16 protein-coding genes are annotated in these 16,544 nt (G+C 34.3%); all 16 read right to left on the reverse strand.

Features of this window, described 5'->3' with window-relative positions; translation table 11 throughout:
• Positions 1 to 2 precede the first annotated feature (2 nt).
• On the reverse strand, positions 3 to 848 hold the full coding sequence (locus MTF66_RS15290) for a 3-hydroxyacyl-CoA dehydrogenase family protein (RefSeq protein WP_248527607.1): 846 nt from the start codon (positions 846 to 848) through the stop codon (positions 3 to 5).
• On the reverse strand, positions 848 to 1,480 hold the full coding sequence (locus MTF66_RS15295; RefSeq protein ID WP_248527608.1) for an acetyltransferase: 633 nt from the start codon (positions 1,478 to 1,480) through the stop codon (positions 848 to 850). Before MTF66_RS15295 ends, MTF66_RS15290 begins: the two co-directional genes overlap by 1 nt.
• The gene (locus MTF66_RS15300) at positions 1,477 to 2,073 is read right to left on the reverse strand and encodes a sugar transferase (protein ID WP_248527609.1); all 597 of its coding nucleotides are present in this window, start codon (positions 2,071 to 2,073) and stop codon (positions 1,477 to 1,479) included. Before MTF66_RS15300 ends, MTF66_RS15295 begins: the two co-directional genes overlap by 4 nt.
• The gene (locus MTF66_RS15305) at positions 2,070 to 3,182 is read right to left on the reverse strand and encodes a glycosyltransferase family 4 protein (protein ID WP_248527610.1); all 1,113 of its coding nucleotides are present in this window, start codon (positions 3,180 to 3,182) and stop codon (positions 2,070 to 2,072) included. Before MTF66_RS15305 ends, MTF66_RS15300 begins: the two co-directional genes overlap by 4 nt.
• Positions 3,183 to 3,188: 6 nt before the next feature.
• On the reverse strand, positions 3,189 to 4,307 hold the full coding sequence (locus tag MTF66_RS15310; RefSeq protein WP_248527611.1) for a glycosyltransferase: 1,119 nt from the start codon (positions 4,305 to 4,307) through the stop codon (positions 3,189 to 3,191).
• Positions 4,308 to 4,323: 16 nt separating this feature from the next.
• Positions 4,324 to 5,292, reverse strand: coding sequence for a hypothetical protein (locus MTF66_RS15315; RefSeq protein ID WP_248527612.1), 969 nt, complete (start codon positions 5,290 to 5,292; stop codon positions 4,324 to 4,326).
• Positions 5,293 to 6,417, reverse strand: coding sequence for a glycosyltransferase (locus MTF66_RS15320; RefSeq protein ID WP_248527613.1), 1,125 nt, complete (start codon positions 6,415 to 6,417; stop codon positions 5,293 to 5,295).
• A gap of 69 nt (positions 6,418 to 6,486) precedes the next feature.
• Positions 6,487 to 7,620, reverse strand: coding sequence for a glycosyltransferase family 4 protein (locus MTF66_RS15325; protein WP_248527614.1), 1,134 nt, complete (start codon positions 7,618 to 7,620; stop codon positions 6,487 to 6,489).
• Positions 7,621 to 7,686: 66 nt separating this feature from the next.
• Positions 7,687 to 8,883 carry a hypothetical protein gene (locus tag MTF66_RS15330; protein WP_248527615.1) on the reverse strand — a complete coding sequence of 399 codons (1,197 nt, stop codon included), beginning with the start codon at positions 8,881 to 8,883 and terminating at the stop codon, positions 7,687 to 7,689.
• Positions 8,876 to 9,838 (reverse strand): hypothetical protein, encoded by a 963-nt coding sequence (locus MTF66_RS15335; protein ID WP_248527616.1) that lies wholly within the window; start codon positions 9,836 to 9,838, stop codon positions 8,876 to 8,878. Before MTF66_RS15335 ends, MTF66_RS15330 begins: the two co-directional genes overlap by 8 nt.
• A gap of 29 nt (positions 9,839 to 9,867) precedes the next feature.
• Positions 9,868 to 11,181, reverse strand: coding sequence for a lipopolysaccharide biosynthesis protein (locus MTF66_RS15340; protein WP_248527617.1), 1,314 nt, complete (start codon positions 11,179 to 11,181; stop codon positions 9,868 to 9,870).
• 39 nt (positions 11,182 to 11,220) lie between these two features.
• Positions 11,221 to 12,351, reverse strand: coding sequence for a non-hydrolyzing UDP-N-acetylglucosamine 2-epimerase (wecB, locus tag MTF66_RS15345; protein ID WP_248527618.1), 1,131 nt, complete (start codon positions 12,349 to 12,351; stop codon positions 11,221 to 11,223).
• A complete protein-coding gene (locus MTF66_RS15350; RefSeq protein WP_248527619.1) occupies positions 12,348 to 13,220 on the reverse strand; it encodes an SDR family oxidoreductase in 873 nt (290 codons plus the stop codon). The genes wecB and MTF66_RS15350 overlap by 4 nt, the downstream gene beginning before the upstream one ends.
• A 2-nt stretch (positions 13,221 to 13,222) precedes the next feature.
• The gene (locus tag MTF66_RS15355) at positions 13,223 to 14,260 is read right to left on the reverse strand and encodes a polysaccharide biosynthesis protein (protein ID WP_248527620.1); all 1,038 of its coding nucleotides are present in this window, start codon (positions 14,258 to 14,260) and stop codon (positions 13,223 to 13,225) included.
• Positions 14,261 to 14,293: 33 nt separating this feature from the next.
• The gene (locus MTF66_RS15360; RefSeq protein ID WP_157600336.1) at positions 14,294 to 15,427 is read right to left on the reverse strand and encodes a glycosyltransferase; all 1,134 of its coding nucleotides are present in this window, start codon (positions 15,425 to 15,427) and stop codon (positions 14,294 to 14,296) included.
• 65 nt (positions 15,428 to 15,492) lie between these two features.
• Complete coding sequence (locus MTF66_RS15365; protein WP_010390603.1) at positions 15,493 to 16,536, reverse strand: NAD-dependent epimerase/dehydratase family protein; 1,044 nt, start codon at positions 16,534 to 16,536, stop codon at positions 15,493 to 15,495.
• Between the last annotated feature and the right edge of the window lie 8 nt (positions 16,537 to 16,544).

Here is a 16,544-nt window from a genome sequence, read left to right on the forward strand (position 1 = left end):
TATTAATACTCAAAAAAGCCTTTTTTAGTTTTACGACCTAAATGATTAGCTCGAACCATTTTTCTTAAAAGAGGGTGTGCTCTGTACTTAGGATCGCCAGTTTCGTTATATAGAGTTTCCATAATAGAAAGATTTACATCATTACCAATTAAATCAGCAAGTGCCAATGGCCCCATTGGATGGTGAGCTCCAAATTTCATTGCTTTATCAATATCCTCAGCATTAGCAACACCTTCGGCCAAAATACTAACGGCCTCATTAATCATTGGTATAAGCATCCGATTTACAACAAAACCAGGAGCCTCTTGAACAACTACAGGCACTTTCCCTAGATTTTTTGTTAAAGTCTGTAACTGCTCAACTATTGCAAATGCAGTTTCGTGACCTACAATAATTTCAACTAATTCCATTATCGGAGCTGGGTTAAAAAAGTGTAAGCCAACTACATTTTTAGGATTTGGTAAAACGCTAGCAAAAGCAGTAATAGATAATGATGATGTATTCGAAGCAATAATTACAGATTCATTTATAAACTCTGCAAGCTTAGAGAAAAGCACCATTTTAGCTGTAAAATCTTCAACTATTGCCTCTATAATTAAATCAGAATTAACAACAGTAGCTAATTCAGAACAACAGTATAGCTTTTCTAGCGCAAAACTGGCTTGCTCCTCTGATATTTTGCCTTTTCGAACAAGACGAGAGATATTTTTTGCACAAGTATTTTTTGAGGCTAGAGCTTTTTCTTCAGTTCTCGCTATTAAATTAACTTTAGAAACTTCGTTACTTATACATAACACTTGAGTTATGCCTGTAGCCATCGTTCCAGAACCAATTATTGATACTTCCATTATTCAACAATTTCCTTCAATTTTTTTGCTGGATTACCCGCAAAAATCAACCGCTCAGGTATATTCTTAGTAAGAATACCACCCATACCTAACATTGAACCTTCAGCAAGTTCAAGACCTTGCCTAATAACAGCCCCAGTACCAACCTCAACTAGATACTGTAATTTAACATTACCTGATACTGCCACCATAGGTGCAATAGTAACGAAATCAGCAAATTCACATTCATGACCTACTGTTACATTCAAATTTAAAATATTATGTTTACCTAGCGATATATCTGCTGTGAGTATAGAGCCAGCACAAATAATAGAGCCCTCACCAATGCTAACCGTATTAGAAAGTCTCACACTAGGATGAATTAAGATGGCAAAATCAGGTTCCCCAAAAGTTAGCATCTTATCTAATACTTTTTTTCTTGTTCGTGGCGAACCAATTGCAATAATAAACTCGCAATCTTTATAATTGATCCAATTAGAAACATCACCTAAAACAGTAGCACCTTGCACTTGTGTATTATGCGTTTGAGCAGAGTCATCTAAAACGCCTCTAACCTTGCGACTGCAATCATTGGCGAGCCAAATAACTTCCTTAGCAAAGCCTCCACCACCAATAACTATCAAATCTTTCATTTTTTACAGCTCCCTTTAAAGCGAGTCATTGTAACTTCGCCTTCAGCACTTATACCTTCGCGTACGAATACCTTTCTTATGGTCAATAATAAAATTTTAAAATCCAACCATATACTTTGGTTATCAACATACCACACATCTAGCTCAAACTTTTGCTCCCAGCTAATAGCATTTCGACCATTAACCTGTGCCCACCCAGTAATACCAGGGCGTACATTATGCCTACGAGCTTGCTCTTTATCGTATAAAGGTAAATAATCTACAAGTAGCGGCCGAGGACCTACTAGGCTCATATCGCCTTTTAGTACATTAAATAATCCAGGAAGCTCGTCTAAACTTGTAGAGCGTAAAAAAGAGCCTAACTTAGTCATACGCTGCTCATCAGGTAATAAATTTCCCTGTTTATCTTTGGCATCTAACATGGTTCTAAACTTCATCATTTTAAAAATATCGCCATTTAAACCTGGACGATTTTGAGTGAATAATATAGGCGAGCCTAATTTAAAACGGATAACTACCGCAACAACAATTATTACTAGTGATAAAATAAGCAATGCACAAAAAGCAATTATAAAGTCAAAGAGACGCTTCATTTACTTAGCCCCATAAAACCCATTAACTCGGTATTTACTTTATGGACGTCAAATTTACACTCAACCATAATTCGACTTTCCTCAGCCATTCTTTGCCACTCTTGTGGATTCTCAACAAACCATGTCATGCGTTCAACTAATTGCTCTACATTGGCTTTTTCAACTAACCAACCATTTTCACCATCAACAACCGTTTCTCTACAACCTGGTACATTAGTAGTTAATATCGGCCGCCCTATAGCCATAGCCTCAAGAACAGTTCTAGGCAGCCCTTCGTGATACGAAGGTAATACAAAAACATTACAATTTTCTATATAAGGTCGAACATCATCAGTTGCGCCAAAGTATTCTACGGCTTTATTACGGTTCAATTGTGACAATTCATGTAATGATATTCCATCTGGTGAAGGGTCCTCAGGACCAACTAATTGAAATATAGCTTTGGGATATTGCTTTTTGACTCTATTTGCCGCAGTAATGTATTCACGAATTCCCTTGTCACCCAACAACCGAGCAATAAGTAAAAACGTTGGATTTTTGGATAAGGGCTTAACATCAAAGTGATTAATATCAACCCCTGTTCCATTAACAACACATGTTTTGTATTCTGGTACAATACCTAGTTCAATAAACACTTGCTGATTATCAGGGTTTTGAAAGATAACTCTGTCAGCTCTTTTTAACGCTGTTTTATATAAAAATATTACTAGCTTCATTAACAGGTTTTTTTTCCAATTTCCTTTTTGAAATGCAAAGCCCAAACCAGTTACTAAAGCATAAAAGCGACAATTAGGGGATATTCTTGCAGCGAAAGCTCCCCAGATAATTGGCTTAATTGTATAAGCTAAGATCATATCAGGCTGCTGTTTCTTAAAGATATTACGCAGCACTGCAAAGGTTCTAAAGTCTTGAACCGGGCTAAGACCGCTTCGTGTAACGGGATAATTGATATAAACAGCACCTAAAGCCTCTACTTCTTTTATATCATAATTTGACGCACCCGTAGCTAAAGCAGTCACCTCCAAGTTAGCACTTTTAAGATCTTTAAGCAGTTGCCCCCTAAAATTATATAAAGAAGAAGCGAGAGTCCCAATTACTGTAATTTTCATATTTTATTATGACCAAACATTATTATACTTTTCTACCATTACTTCAATACTATAGTTATCAACAATCCTAGTTCGAGCTGCTTCTTTTCTTTTTTGCCACGAGTTAAAAGTTGATGCCCTTTCACCTAAAGCCTTCACTATACTAAGTGTAAATTCATGAGGGTTTTTTATAGGAACAACCCAGCCTGTATCACCAACAATAATAGCGGCATCACCAACATCTGTAGTTATACAAGGTACACCACACGCCATAGCTTCATTAATAACATTCGGAAATGCCTCACTAGAACTAGATAATAAATGAATATCAAGACTGTTCATAATAGTAGGTATATCATTCCTGCTACCAACTAAAATCACCTCATTCTTTATATCATTTTCTTCAATCCATGATTGCAGAGTTTCATTTTCATTTGTGATACCTGCACCTACTAATAAACACTTAAACTTATAACCTTGACTTTTCAATAATCCTAAAGATTTTGTTAAATTTTCATGATCTTTAAAGGGATGAAAACGACTAACCATACCTAATAAGACAGTATCTTGAGAAAAATTAAACTCTTCTCTAATTGTTTTTTTTGCATCTTCAACAACATTAAATATCTTTAGATCATAGCCATTATTTATCACTTTTAATTTTGAGCTACAATAACCTATTTTTTTATGAACTTGCGCAGACTTTTCTGCACAAAAGATTATATTTTTGGGTATAAAAAAACTCAACAAGCCACATAAACGTGCAATATAAATAGTCGTTTTTTTTGAATCACCAGGAGTCAGGTTTGAATGATGCACACCCCAATTAACATTTCTGATGCCGGCTAAACGAGCAAAAACTCCGCCGACTAAATCAGCATGATACATCCAAGTTTGCACTGCATCAGGCTTTTTAATCTGTATTAATTTAAATAATTTAATAAGTCCATTTAACGTTACTTTACCTTGAGGCATATTTAATGTGTCTACAAAAAAACCTTCGGTTCTTAACAATGCACCATATTTACCATTACCCATGAGAGATATAACATGATGTTCATTTTCTTTATTTGCTTTACACAAATGGAATAAAGCGGCTTCAGCGCCGCCATCGTTTAAACCTGTAATTATATGTAAAACTTTCATAAAAAACCTAGACTCTTCATACAAACCACCCTAAACCTGGCTCCCCAACTCTAGGAGCCCAAGTAGCAAAAAAATAAAAAATAAAGTAAATAGATACCAAATATCGGTAAAGCCCTTTAAAGTCTACTGTGGATAGTAAGATAATTAAAAGCACGCTTTCATAAACCCTTGCTGTCACAGGTAAAAAGAAGTAACTCGATAAATATAAAAGTATAAAAAAAGTAGGAATTGCATGTAACTTTAAAAAAATTTTACTTTGCAGTGTAAACAATACAAAGAAACCACTCCAATAAATGAAAGCTAATCCACTTGCCGATGAACTCTTTCCCTGATAACTAGAACCCTGCCTAGCACCAAGAAGCTCCGCAAAATATAACCCAAAAAAAGCAATACAAAGACCTACGATAATGAATATTATACTTCTTAAACCATAAGAAAAACGCAAGTATAATAAAATGTTAACTCCAACAATCCCAACTAGCACTATCACAAAAGAAGAATGTATGAGTGCTGCGGATACAAAACATAAATATTTGGTCTTATAATTTAAACTAAACCACCCAACGAGAAATACTGCTACAGCAAGCCCCTGCCTTAGATGAATAATATTATTTTTTAGAACCTGTGGCAGCAAAAGAAAAAGCAAAGCTAAAACAAAGAATCTTTTATCAACATTTGATAAAACCAAATAAAAGGTTAAGAAAGATGAACAAAAAATTATAAACCTTACAACATTTTCAACAGAAAAAATTGTAGAAAGTATAATGTTAATTGTAAGCCAAAGCGGCTCATTAAAAATTAATTTTAACCACCCCGAGTTAAAGTTTCTTCCTAACACGAGTAGAGAGTCTTCTGCATATGCTAAATAACTAACCCTGTCAATATAAGCGTCCACTTGTAAGTTCGAGAGTAAAAGAGAGAAAGTTAATGCTACAAGAAAACAAATAAGCATATAGTATCTTCTATCATTTGAATTATAAGACATTTATGTTCTCTTTGATGGAATAAATTCTTCTAATATACTTTCCCAAACATTAATCACTTCGTTCAATCTATACTTACTAGAAGTTTCTCTTATTCTTTGAGGGTGTGATTCATTAACCAATATTTTCTCCATTTCTGAAGCCATCGACTTTACACAGTTTTGTTTAACTAAAACTCCATTGTTCGATGTTATTATCTCGCTAGGTCCACTTTTGCAATCATAAGCAATAACAGGTGTGCCCAGTGATATTGATTCTATTAAAACATTTGGGAAACCTTCATATAATGAAGTTAGTAAAGTGGCTTTTGCCTGAAGATAATAAGGTATTGTTTGATTTTGAAAGCCTTCAAAATCAACCTTATCTGAAACATTTAATTTGTCAGCAAGTGCTTTAAGAGAATCTTCAAGACTCCCTTTTCCAATGATTTTCAATCTGAGGTTCATATGCCTATTAGAAACAAGTGCAAAAGCTTTTATTGCATAATGGAATGCTTTCTGCTTCTCTAACCTTCCGATACAAAGAAAGTAGTCTTTTTTCTCTATTGTTGAAAAATCAAATCCTGCTATAAACCCCTCTACACTGCTATTTACAGGATTGTAAATAACATGACTTTTATTCTCTAAGGAGGGAATAATGTTTAATAAATCAACTTGCATTTCATTACATTGATTGATTATAAAATCACATTTACTATATGAGTATTTTAACAAGAAAAAATATAATTTTAATTTAATACCCTTATTATTTTTTGCAATCTCACTCATAGAGTTTATGTTGCGACTGAGCAGTAAATAATTTAACGAACAAAACCCCCTTAACATTTGCAGCACGATAGTTAACTCATAGTTAAATGCAATTACTATCTCAGGGTTTAACTTCTTAAGACATTTAAAAAGTGGAATAAATGCATATCTAGCATTTTTGGCTCCTACGACAATTAATTCTACACCTACGTTTAATTTACTTGTATGTACAGCATCATCAAGATTTAATACCACTAAAGTGACTTGCCATCCTCGCTCAACTAAATTATTTGCAATATTTACACACACACCTTCAGCACCGCCACCACCAAGAGTACTTATAGCAAAGGTAACTTTTTTTTTATTTTCATTCGTACTCACATTTTTTCCCACTCTAGACAACTTAAAACAAATGCTTTTAAAAAGTAAAACATCAAAACCTAACAACAACTAGTGGATCTCATTCATTATATTATTAACACGGGAATACCAAGAATAAGATGATACAAAATCTTTCAGTGCTGATTCACCTAAAGTCTGTTTTAATGCAGGGTTATCCCTGAGAGTAATTAACTTTTCAGCCCAATCAACCGGTTGATCAGCTATGCAAAGTAATGAGTTTTTTTTATCTTGTAATACTTCATGTAATACTGGGATATCCGATGAAAGTATTGCCTTACCGGCAGCCATATATTCGAACACCTTTAAGGGAGACATCCACTTGACTGTATTTCCTCCACCACCAGATACGGCAACACTCGCTTGATATGGAGCTAGTAAAACTTCACAACCCATTCGCATTCTTTCAGCCTCACTCGGAGATACAAAACCATGAAAAGTGACATTAGAAAGGTCGTTGGATAGCGCTTTCCAATAGTTTATATCTGACTCTTGCCCCCCAATAATATGAAAGTCTGCCCAGTCACACATAGAGGCTAATTCGATAATTATATCTACCCCTCTCCCAGGGTATAAGTGTCCAACATAACCAACCTGCATGCGGCTTTTATCATTTTTAAAGTCAAAAGGCTCTGTATCGGGAGCTATAGGATCAGCTCCGTCAGCAGCAACAATAATTTTACCTTTTAATTGCGGAAAATGAGCTAAGTAATATGCTTTAAGCGAATGCGTAATGACTACTAAATTTTTAAAGTTTTCCTTAGATATCATACTTCTAAACATACTAGGTTTTAAGCCTCTGGCATTGCTATCACAAATTGGAGTGTGAGATTCATAAACAACCTTTTTCCCCATTAAAGACGCGAAAAAAGCACCATGAAAATCCCTACAAAAAACTAAATCAGCATTCATTCTGTGGCTTTTTAAGGCTGCAAAAAAACCATAAAAAAGTGATGTTCCTTTCAAATAAGTCAGCCAAGGTAACTTGGCTATATTAAATATATTGCTAGTTCCATAAAACTCATAGATATCTGTTATGTCTTTTTCATAATTAGCTTTAACATCTGGTGCTAATAAGGTTACTTCGTGACCCAGCTCTGAAAAAGCCTGACAAACTTTCATTACATGAATACTATTTGCAGTCCTAGATGGGATTATAGAACTAGAGATATAAGTTACTTTCATTAATACGCCTTGAAACTTTACCTAATTGATTAAATTATGCTTTTTATTTAGCAACAATCTGAATTATTACTGATTAATAGCGGATAAGTTAACTTCTAAAGACGCTAAATTAATAATTGCATCTGAAAAAATAGCATTGTGGTTTTTATGGTTTCTTAATAGCTCAACTGGATCCAACTTTAAATTTAGATTACGTTTGGCTAACCTATGAAGAAGCATATCTAATAATTTATAAAGTGCTTTATCATCACAAATTCTGCGATTAAAATTTTGGTAGTTAATTGTTTTATCCCTCAACGAATTTAATCGATGGGCGCCTCGCCAAAGTTTAATCAAAGTTGGGTGAGTATTTAATTTAAGGCCGTAGTTATTTTTACAAGGAAAGTTAAATGCTGCGGGAAAGGCATTAATTAAGAATTCATTATAATAAGACTGCTCTCTTCGGCACTCTGTGGGTAAAGAAAGCATATGATTAAACCAGTCAGATTCGATAAATGGAGACTTACAATTTAATTGTTTTGGCATTACATGAGGGTGAACATACCTTAATTGCCTTACTTCAAAGTCTAAGTACTCGTCTTTAGTAATCTTACTTAAAATAAGCTCTGGAAACTTTACTATCTCATTTAAATTAGACGCTTCCAAATCATGCAAAGAGCAACTTCTAACCATTTGGTTTTTTGACAAAAATCTTTGTAATAATTGTGTGTTATCTACACTCACCACTTCTGGTAAATGAGAACCAGCTAAAGGATCCCCCATAAAACCAACAAGCACTAAATCACTGTTAAAAGTATTTTTAATTTCATCATATGGCGGGTGATAAAATAGTGTAGTTTGATAATCAAACATTGAAGCTGTATCATACAATGATTTTTCATCAAAGCTATACTCAGATAGTTCATAAGAGTTACATGTGACTCCTAACTTTTTACTTATACCTTTGCCTATCTCAAAATCATAACTGGATTTTGTACCGAAAGTATAAGTTTTAATTTTATCAGCACTTCGAAGCTCCAGAAGACCGGCCAATAAAGCTCTACTGTCGAGACCTCCACTTATAGGCACAACTATATCATCATTAGTATCACCTATACACCGCTCCAAACAAGACATAAATATATCTTTTGTAGTTTTATAATCAGGCTTTTTAGCATTGGAAGATATTTGTGAATAATCAAACTTAATACTTGGAGTGTATGTAATATCGTAACCAAAATTAAGAAAACTACCTATAGAAAGCGGGTTATTAATATCAATCATTGTTAAGTCTCAAAATATATATTTCACTATTTTCTCGATCCGAGATATAAATATTATTATTGGACACGTCAAGTCCATGTAATTCACCATCGACGCTATAGCATGCCTTCTCAAGGCCACTTGATATTTCAAAAATATGTAAGTTAGACATAGATATTACTGCAAGTAAGTCCTCTTCAATAACACATGCGCAAAATGGTTTAAAATTAACACTTGAGGGCTTCAATAAGATTTTCGAGAAGGTACCTAAATTGTTTAGCCTGTATACGACACCTATAGATTCTATACAAAATATAACTCCATCCTCACAAGGTGTTACATTTGCTAAACGACCACTTTCCGGTGGAGTAAACTCTTTTATAGGGTTTAATTTTTCATCTACAAAAGACAATACATTTCTATTTTTTTGAGTAAATATAAAGCCATTTTTGTACAGCGATACCCCATTGGGCTTATTAATATTGAAAAACCTTTTCGAAGTTAGCCTAAAAGAGGATGAGAAAAAGTAGGCAGCATTATGAAAAAAACTTGTTCTTACATTATGCTTGACACTATTTGGTTTGAAGTGAGTTTCTATATAAGAACCTGAAACACTCATTCCCTTTATAAATTTAGCGATATTTTTTATTTTCGATGATGTTGAAGCAAAAAAACCTAGCTCAGTAATATATTTATTATTACTGTACTTCAGTAGTCTATGATTATGCCAATCACTTACTAGCAAACAAACCTTTTCGCCCTCCTTAATAGCTTTTACATGTACAGGTTCTCTGAATTTATATCTACCATATCCACAACCTTCTCCAACAACCACCTCATCATCTAAAGTCGAAAGATTTAACTTAGATATAGAGTTCATCAAAGAGCTTGAATAATAGATCGAGTCATCCAAAATTGAGATACTGTTTACTAGTCTGTTCTTTAATTTTACTTTCCCGGTTAACTCTATTCTCATTTTAATACTTCCTAATTAACCCCTAGCCCCTAATTTATAACAAAGAAACTAATACCCATAGAAATGAGAAAAAACAAAATTGAAATGTAATTATTATAAGGAATATACTGATTTTTTTGAGCTAGATAATAGATGATAGCAAAGCTTGCTATCATACCAAAAAGGTAACCCACACCGCCAGCAATAACTCCAAGCTCACTAACAAACATATATGATAAGCATAAACTCACTCCTCCACCGGCAATAGTACCAAATGAGTTAACATAAGTTTTTCTTGACCAAGCATTACCAACAGCAATTATGTTTATTGCTCCTTGCCATAAATATCCAAATAAAATTAATAAGATTAAATTTCGATTTAAGGCTGCTTCATTAGCTCCTAGTAATAAAATTAGGAATGGAGATAATAAATAAATAAGTAAAATGATAAGGCTACCAAAGACCCAATATACATTTAAAGACTTTGCAAACATTAAATGGGAATTATTTTCGCCAAAAAGCCTCATACAGTATGGGTCCCAAGCTGTTCTAAATGCTTGCAACAAAACCATAAATACCATTGCAACCTTAAGCGATAAGCTATAAACCCCCAAATCAAAATCAGATGACTTGTCTGCAATAACCAAACGGCCAGATGATGCTAGCAACCAGCCAGCCAAGCTTGATATTGCGATTGGAACGCCATAATAAACTATTTCTTTGAGGTAATTGGATGGCGTACTCAAAGATACTAACTTTTTGAGATAAAGTGTAGATATAACTCCTAAAGCAAACTGAGCAAGAGCAATACCATACAAAACTGATAGGACGTTAGGCTCATAAAAATATATAAATATTATCCCTAACATAGCTGTTAGTAGCACACTTAACAAACTTAGAGCCACATATTGTTTTGCTTGATGCTCCATTCTTAAAATTATTGTATTTAATGCAAATAACTGCCTAGGAAAGATAGCTAATAAAATAGGCAACAAATAATCAAAGCGTATTTCGGAAATTTGGAGAGGTAGTAGAAATGTTATAAGAAACAGTATGAGTAGACAAACATAAGTCACTAGATATATTTTAATCGCTGAGCTTATGAGATCTTTCAATGTATTCGATTTCTTACACTCATAATAGCTTCTCATAACTCCAGAAACAGCCTGTGCTTCACATATAATAAACACAGCCATTCCAATTGTTATGTATAAGTCAAGAACTCCAAAGCCTTCAATACCTATTACATTGATATAAATAGGTATAACCAAAAGAGGAGCAAACTTTGATATAACGCCTGTCAATCCATATAGGATTGACTCCTTTAGCAACGAGCTTTTAACGATTTTTTTAATGCGCGACAAAAATTAGTTTCCTAACCAAAAGGTATAAAAAGTTACAGTTCAAGACTTCTTCCAAACAAACTTATTAACATAATCGGTATAACTAATAATTGTTCTTAAAACCTTATCTGATACATTAGGTGCTATATAATTATTAACTTTATTGATTAATCTAACCTTACCCCTAGGTTGATTTTCCAAAATATCTATTGCCTGTACTATGCGTTCCACATTCATGCCTGTAAACATGACAGCCCCCTCTTCGAAGCCTTCAGGCCGCTCTTGTGCATCACGAATGTTAATAGCAGGGAAATTTAATATTGATGACTCTTCGGTAATAGTACCGCTATCGCTTAATACCACTTTTGCTTCCATTTGAAGCTTTATATAATCACTAAAACCTAAAGGTTTCATTAATCTAACAAGTGGGTGGAATTCTAAATTAAGTAGATCAATCTTCTTTCTTGTGCGTGGGTGAGTAGAAACAATTATCGGGTATTTATACTTTTCTGCAATTGTATTTAATACTTGTACGTAACTATGAATATTTTTTTCAGAGTCTACATTTTCTTCTCTATGAACACTTACGACAAAGTATTCGCAAGCTGTTAAATCTAGTGTTGATAAAATTTCAGCATTAGTAACTTTTTCCTTGTAACGATTAAGTACCTCATCCATTGGACTGCCTGTTTTAACTATCAGATCAGGCTTTAAGCCCTCAGCTAGTAAGTATTCGCGAGCTATATCTGTGTAAGGCATGTTAACGTCAGAAATATGATCCACTATTTTACGGTTGATCTCTTCTGGTACGCGCATGTCAAAACAGCGATTACCGGCTTCCATATGAAATATTGGGATTTTCTTACGCTTAGCTGGAATAGCAGCCATAGCACTATTTGTATCACCTAATATCAAGACAGCATCAGGCTTAACTTCAGCAAACATTCCATCAGCTTTGCTTATAACTTGTGCCATTGTTTCAGCAGCTGTAGCTCCTGCACACTCTAAAAATATGTCTGGCGCTCGAATTTCTAAGTCTTCAAAAAATATCTGATTCAGCTCATAATCATAGTTTTGCCCAGTATGAACTAGTATATGCTCACAAAATTCATCAAGTTTTGCTATGGTGCACGACAATCTAATGATCTCAGGTCGAGTACCTACAACAGTAACAACTTTTAACTTTTTCATGCTTTATACCTTTTTTCGTAATCTGTATGCATATACTCAACAAGTTTGCTCCACGCAGGTGGGCTAAACTGAGTTAATTGTCTAAATTTATCTGAATTTAGAGAGCGATCTATAACTAGTTCTTTCGATTCAGAAATAGTTATGTTTTTTTGGTATTGCTCTGCTATCAATTTTAATAGCGTGTATTTATCAATGGGATCCACCGACAAGTGCAATAACCCCGAGATTTCTGGTTGTGGTAAAATATATTCAACCAGCAGCTTAGCTACATAACAAGTGGGCAAACCAGAAAATACCGCTTTAGAAAAGCCTTTAGCGCTTTCGCCTTGTGATAAAAACCAGTCAACTAAACTTACTGCAGTAGTAAGTTCGTGCCCTATAATTGAGGTTCTTAAAGTTAAGTGCTTGCCATAGCCCACTTCACCAAGGCACTTAGATTTACCATATAAATCGCACGCATCGGGTAATGAATCTTCGCTGTATAAACCTACGTCACCGGTAAATACACAGTCGGTTGAAAAATGAATCAATTTTGCTTTAACTCGATCGCAAATATCGGCAAGCTCATGAGGAAGTAACGCATTAATTTTAACAGCATCAATGTGTTGCTTTGAAATACCATGCTGTTTAATTAAACCTACACAGTTAATTACTACATCAGGGGCTACTGTTTCGATCGCGAGCTCCAGTGAGCTAATGTCATAGGCGTCAACACCAGTAATTAATTGCTGCTCTATATCGCTAAAAAATGACTCTTTACCATCAATACTGCGTACTGTGCCAAATACGGATAAGTTAGCGTGTTCATTTAAGTTGCATAACAGGCTATAGCCAAGCATGCCAGTAGCACCTAAAATTAATATTTTCATACTTAAACACCTTCAGGAACGATGATGTTTCCAGACTCGATTTCACGCATAAAATCAAGCTTACGTAACAGTTGCTTCATGCCTTCAACATCTAACTGCTCAGTATTATGAGAATTATAATCCTCTACTTTTGAAAGGTCAGACTCACCTTCTTCAAAGAACTTTGAATAATTTAAATCTCTGTTATCAGCTGGTACTCTAAAGTATTCACCTTGCTCTTGTGCGACAAACATTTCTTCACGGCTACATAAAGCTTCGAATAGTTTTTCGCCGTGGCGGGTACCAATTACGTTTACAACATGCTCGGGCTTTTTAAGCATTTCAAGTAAAGCTTTTACTAACACTTCAATAGTTGCAGCCGGTGCTTTCTGTACAAAGATATCGCCATTTTTACCATTTTCGAATGCATGTAAAACCAAATCTACCGCATCATCTAGCGTCATCATGAAACGTGTCATTGTTGGATCAGTAATAGTAATTGGGTGATTATTAACTATCTGTCTAATAAACAAAGGAATAACTGACCCTCGCGACGCCATTACATTACCATATCGAGTACAGCAAATAGTTGTATTGGTATCTTCTAGATTACGACTTTTCGCTACAATAACTTTCTCCATCATCGCTTTCGAAATACCCATGGCGTTAATTGGGTAAACCGCTTTGTCAGTACTTAAACACACTACTCTTTGTACGTTATTTGCAATAGCTGCTTCTAGCACGTTTTCTGTGCCTAACACGTTAGTTTTAACGGCTTCTAACGGGTAAAACTCACAAGAAGGAACCTGCTTTAATGCAGCAGCATGATATACATAATCAACTCCCCTCATTGCAGTTGCTACACTTTGTGCATCTCTGACATCACCAATATAAAATTTCAACTTTGAATTATTAAAAACTTTTCGCATATCATCTTGTTTTTTTTCATCACGAGAAAATATACGGATCTCTTTGATATCTGTATCTAAAAATCGACGTAACACAGCATTACCAAATGACCCGGTACCGCCGGTAATCAATAGTTTTTTATTTTTAAACACAAATACTCCTAAAAATTTTAAAATTAACAAACATTACATTTCAAAAGCTTTAATGAAGCTATTAACATTATTTTGAGATGACAATCTATCATTACTCCAATTACTAAATGCAGTTTTTTCTTTATCTGTAGCTTCCAGTAAAACCTGTACCTTCCTTGCCATTAATGCAAAATCTCTAACATCATCAACTTGGGCGACTAAATCTTGTGATTGAAATAATTGTGCATAATCCCCTATGTATGAGGAAGTAAGTATTGGTGTGCCTGAAGCAGCATACTCGCCAATTTTACCAGGCGATGCTACCTCGTTCATTAAATCATTATCTCTTAATAAAACGCATATATCTGCTGCATTATAGTAATTTACAACTTCTGAGTTTGGCACTTCTTTAAGAACTATCTTTTCATCCGGAAGGCTTAACTTAGACATAAACCCCTTTACTATGAACTGATCACTTTTATGTGTAAGAATAATAAATTTGGCATTAGAAGTTACATTCTCTAAGTAATACTTAAAAAAACAAAGTGTATTTTTTATATTTTGCCACGAATAATATACGTTTCCTGCATAGACAAATACATGTTCATTTTTAATGCAAAGTTTATTTCTAAATGCTTGACGGTTCTTTGCACTAAAAGTTAAACGCCCCTTGACAAATCCAGTAGACGTTACTTGAACTTTTTCGGCTTTGAGAAAGCTATGTCTTTTTAATAAAACTTCTTTAAATGCTTTTGACAAAACAAGCAATCCATCTGCGTCTTTTATTTTTTCAGCAAAACTATCGATACTAGCTTTAGCAGAGAATAAATAGTCATCATAAAACCCATTTTTATAGGGATTCCTTTGTAAATAATTATATTCAGATAGGCCATCACCTTCGACCTCAATATAATATTTGAAGTTTTTACCAAAAATAAACTTTGTTAGTCTCAACGGCCTTAACTCTACTTTTTTAGCTATAAGCCCCACTTTTTTATACTTGAGCATGTTAAAAAAGAGGTATATGGCTGTATAGAGCATATTTAATGTCGTATGTGGAGTTTTTATTACCTTTACTCCATCAAGTTTACTTACTTCTTTATATTCATTTATCTGTTTTTTTATTTGCTGCCGTGACATAACCGTGAACATTGTTACATCAACCCCTTTTTCTTTAGCTGCAGACACCCAGCTATAATAAAGATAAAAGTGGTTTTTTAAATTAGGCCTAAAAAAATATAATCTTTTCAATTCTATTTATTACCATTCAAAAACTTAACATACCAAGGCATAGCCTTACTTATACCTTGTAATATTCTATATTCAGGGGCATATCCCAAATTAGAGTTAGCCTTACTCACATTAGCTTGAGAATGACGAACATCACCAGCTCTAAAATCTCTATAAGTAGGACCTTTTTTAACATCAATTGAGCATTCACTCAGGGCTGCTTGAATAGCTTTATATAAATCATTTAAAGTAGTTCGATCACCGACAGCCACGTTATAAACATTATCTTTAGCATCGTCTGGCGCTGTAGCAGCTAAAATATTCATTTGTACCGTATTTTCTATAAAACAAAAGTCTCGACTAGTTTCACCATCACCGTTTATAAAAACCTCTTCACCTTTTATCATATCAGCAGTCCACTTTGGTATTACTGCTGCATATGCTCCATTTGGTTCCTGTCTCTGGCCAAAAACATTAAAGTAACGTAAGCCGATTGTTTTAAAGCCATAGGTCTTCGCATAGACCCCAGCATATAATTCGTTAACGTATTTAGTTACAGCATATGGAGATAGTGGATTGCCTATATTTTCTTCTACCTTAGGTAAAGCTGGGTGGTCACCATAAGTAGAGCTACTTGCAGCATAAGTAAAACTTTTAACTTTAGCCTCTTTTGCGGCCTGTAACATATTTAAAAAACCAGTAATGTTAGCTGAATTAGTTGTTACTGGATCAGCAATTGAACGTGGCACAGAGCCCAGGGCTGCTTGGTGCAATACATAATCAATGCCATTACCGTTATTAGCTAATACTATTTCGCAATCTTGAAAATTTCGAATATCACCTTCAATAAAACTAAAACCTTCCCATTGCTCAGAAGTAACCAAACCTTTTACTTCATCAAGGTTATGCTGATGGCCTGTTGCAAAATTATCAAGCCCTACTACTTTTTGGTTTAATTTTAATAAGTGCTCTAAAAGGTTTGAGCCAATAAAACCAGCAACACCTGTAACTAGCCAAATTTTCGGTGATACCAATAATTCTGCTTTTATTTGTTCGTAACGAGTCATGATTTTCC

It is taken from the genome of Pseudoalteromonas sp. 2CM39R (genome assembly GCF_023161845.1).

Coding starts and splice junctions, on each gene's coding strand:
- MTF66_RS15290 (WP_248527607.1), bottom strand. CDS start 848: ATGGAAGTATCAATAATTGGTTCTGGAACGATGGCTACAGGCATAACT.
- MTF66_RS15305 (WP_248527610.1), bottom strand. CDS start 3,182: ATGAAAATTACAGTAATTGGGACTCTCGCTTCTTCTTTATATAATTTT.
- MTF66_RS15350 (WP_248527619.1), bottom strand. CDS start 13,220: ATGAAAATATTAATTTTAGGTGCTACTGGCATGCTTGGCTATAGCCTG.
- MTF66_RS15335 (WP_248527616.1), bottom strand. CDS start 9,838: ATGAGAATAGAGTTAACCGGGAAAGTAAAATTAAAGAACAGACTAGTA.
- wecB (WP_248527618.1), bottom strand. CDS start 12,351: ATGAAAAAGTTAAAAGTTGTTACTGTTGTAGGTACTCGACCTGAGATC.
- MTF66_RS15295 (WP_248527608.1), bottom strand. CDS start 1,480: ATGAAAGATTTGATAGTTATTGGTGGTGGAGGCTTTGCTAAGGAAGTT.
- MTF66_RS15315 (WP_248527612.1), bottom strand. CDS start 5,292: ATGTCTTATAATTCAAATGATAGAAGATACTATATGCTTATTTGTTTT.
- MTF66_RS15310 (WP_248527611.1), bottom strand. CDS start 4,307: ATGAAAGTTTTACATATAATTACAGGTTTAAACGATGGCGGCGCTGAA.
- MTF66_RS15365 (WP_010390603.1), bottom strand. CDS start 16,536: ATGACTCGTTACGAACAAATAAAAGCAGAATTATTGGTATCACCGAAA.
- MTF66_RS15300 (WP_248527609.1), bottom strand. CDS start 2,073: ATGAAGCGTCTCTTTGACTTTATAATTGCTTTTTGTGCATTGCTTATT.
- MTF66_RS15325 (WP_248527614.1), bottom strand. CDS start 7,620: ATGAAAGTAACTTATATCTCTAGTTCTATAATCCCATCTAGGACTGCA.
- MTF66_RS15330 (WP_248527615.1), bottom strand. CDS start 8,883: ATGATTGATATTAATAACCCGCTTTCTATAGGTAGTTTTCTTAATTTT.